This is a genomic window from Salipiger sp. (genome assembly GCF_059781815.1).
This window is the reverse complement of record NZ_JBYNAH010000224.1, coordinates 5,983-8,659: the sequence shown is the minus strand read 5'-3', so window position 1 is coordinate 8,659 and position 2,677 is coordinate 5,983. Positions and strand designations below refer to the sequence as shown.

The following is a 2,677-nucleotide window of genomic DNA, read 5'->3' as shown; positions in this document are numbered from 1 at the left end:
ACCTGACCCACCTGCTGGTGGGCTCGGAAGGCACGCTGGGGCTGATCACCGAGCTGACGCTGAAGCTGCATGGCCAACCCGAGGCGGTGGCCGCGGCGACCTGCCGGTTCGATGACGTGGCGGCGGCGGTCGATTGCGTGATCCTGACCATCCAGAGCGGCATCCCGATGGCGCGGATCGAGCTGGTCGACGAGATGATGGTGCGCGGCTTCAACCTGCACAGCAGCACCGACATGCCGGAAAAACCGCATCTTTTCATTGAGTTCCACGGCGCTCCTGACGCGGCGCGCGAACAGGTGGCAAGCTTTCGTGAGATCGCCGCGGATGCCGGTGCGCAAGGCTGGCAGGAGGCGGAAACCACCGAGGCCCGCACCGCGCTCTGGAGCCTGCGTCACGGCGCTCTGCCGGCGATCGGGGCGCTCGATCCGCGGCCTGGCAAGCGCACCTATTCGACCGATGTCTGCGTGCCGATCTCGCGGCTGGCCGAAGCCATCGCCGCGGCCCGCGCCGAGGCCGAGGCGCGTGGGCTCACCTGCACCATCGTGGGTCACGTGGGTGACGGCAATTTCCACTGCGGGCTGCGCTTCGATCCCGGCGATCCCGCCGAGATCGACGAAGTGCTGGCGTTTTCCGGCGCGCTCGCCAAGGTGTCGCTGCGCCTTGGCGGCACGGTGACGGGCGAGCACGGCATCGGGCTTGGCAAGCAGAAATACATGGATGCCGAGCACGGTGCGGCTATGGCCGTCATGCGCCGCGTGAAGACAGCCTTCGACCCGCAGGCTATCCTCAACCCCGGCAAACTGTTACCGCCGGAAGCCTGACGGGCGCCCTGCCCGCGGATCCGGAGACGAAGGAGTGACGCAATGAGCGCCTTTCTCGCCATTGGCGAATGCATGGTCGAACTGTCCGAGGCCGGCGACGGGCTTTATCGCCGCGGCTTTGCCGGCGACACCTTCAACACCGCCTGGTACATGCGCCGGATGCTGCCGGAGACGTGGAGCGTGGGCTATGCCACCTGCGTCGGCGAGGACGCGATCAGCCACGAGATGCTGGCCTATATGGAGGGCGAGCGCATCGACACCTCTGCGGTGCGCCGGCTGCCGGATGCGACGGTGGGGCTTTACATGATCTCCATCGAGGAGGGCGAGCGCAGCTTCTCGTACTGGCGCGGCCAATCGGCGGCCAAGCGTATGGGGCAGGATCTGAAATGGCTCGATGCGGCGCTCAAGGGCCGCGACATGATCCATTTCTCGGCCATCACCCTGGCCATCCTGCCGCCAAAGGAGCGCGAGTATTTCTGCGGTGCGCTGGCGCGCGCGCGGGCGCGCGGGGCCATCGTGGCGTTCGACACCAACCTGCGCCCGAAGCTCTGGGAGAGCCCCGAGGCGATGCGCGCAGGGCTGATGATGGGGGCGCGGACCTCGGATATCGTGCTGCCCTCCTTCGACGAGGAGCAGGTGCTGTTCGGCAACGACGATCCGGCCCAGAGCCTCGAGCGCTACCGCGCGCAGGGGGCGGATCTGGTCGCGGTGAAGCAGGGTCCGGGCGATCTGCTGCTCTGGCAACGTGACAGCGGCGCCCAGGTGATCCCCGCGACCCGAGTGGACAGCGTGGTCGACACCACCGCCGCCGGCGACAGCTTTGCCGCGGGGCTTCTGGCCGGGCTGGCGCTTGGCCGCCCGCTCGAGGATGCGGCCCGCGGCGCGATGGCGCTCGCGGGTCAGGTGATCCAGGGCCGCGGCGCGCTGGTGACGGACGCGGTGAGCAAGGCCGGGCTCGAGCCGGCCTAGACGCCGGCGAGCGCGGCGCGGAGCTTGGGCAGCCAGCCAAGGCCCGCGCGCGTGTCGCCGCCGCGGGGGCGGTACTCGGCGCCGATGGCGCCGCGATAGCCGGCCTCCTCGAAGGCCTTGAGCAGGCTTGCGTAGCAGAGCTCGCCCGCATTGGGCTCGCCGCGATCTGGGACGGCTGCGATCTGCACATGGCCGATCAGCGGCAGGTGATCCCGGAAGCGCCGCGTCAGGTCGCCCTGCAGGATCTGCAGGTGGTAGCAGTCGAACATGATCTTCAGATTGTCGCGCCCGAGCGCGGCAAGGGTGTCTGCCGCCTGCTCCAGCGAGGTCAGGTGGTAGCCCGGCACGTCGCGCGTGTTGATCGGCTCGATCAGCACGGTCATGCCGTGGCGCGCGGCAAGGTCGCAGGCATCGGTCAGCGTGGCGCGGAAGGCCTCCTCGGACCCTGCCGCCGCAAAGCTCCGGCCTGCCATGACATGCACCGCGCCTGCCCCGATCGCAGCAGCATAGGTGACCGCCTGCGCCACGGCGGCACGGGCCTCCTCGGCGCGGCCCGGAAGCGCTGCGAGGCCGAACTCGCCCGCCGCCGCGTTGCCGGGGCGGGTGTTGAGCGACAGCATGGCAAGGCCGGTTGTGTCGAGAGCGCTGCGGATCTCCGCCGGGGCGTGATCGTAGGGAAAGTGGCATTCGACAGCGTCGAAGCCGTCCGCCGCGGCGGCGTGGATGCGGGCGGGCAGCGGAAGGTCGGTGTAGAGGAAGCCGAGATTGGCGGAAATGCGCATCAGGGGGCCCCGCGCCCTGTAGGGACATTGGGGAGGGGGGGGGGGGCCCCGCCCGCCCCCCCCGCCAATTTTAGACCCAAAAAACGAAGGGGGGGCCGGGCCGGC

Annotated in this window: 3 protein-coding genes; 2 read left to right on the top strand and 1 reads right to left on the bottom strand. The window is 69.6% G+C overall.

Features of this window, described 5'->3' with window-relative positions; all coding sequences use genetic code 11:
- Positions 1 to 821: FAD-binding oxidoreductase (locus AC6RA4_RS20580; protein WP_500163522.1), on the top strand; the 821-nt coding region annotated here is incomplete at its 5' end.
- 42 nt (positions 822 to 863) lie between these two features.
- Positions 864 to 1,790: a sugar kinase gene (locus tag AC6RA4_RS20575; RefSeq protein ID WP_500163521.1), complete on the top strand. Its 927-nt coding sequence runs from the start codon at positions 864 to 866 to the stop codon at positions 1,788 to 1,790.
- Here AC6RA4_RS20575 and AC6RA4_RS20570 read toward each other — a convergent pair.
- On the bottom strand, positions 1,787 to 2,572 hold the full coding sequence (locus AC6RA4_RS20570) for a hydroxypyruvate isomerase family protein (RefSeq protein ID WP_500163519.1): 786 nt from the start codon (positions 2,570 to 2,572) through the stop codon (positions 1,787 to 1,789). The two genes, AC6RA4_RS20575 and AC6RA4_RS20570, sit on opposite strands and share 4 nt — an antisense overlap.
- Between the last annotated feature and the right edge of the window lie 105 nt (positions 2,573 to 2,677).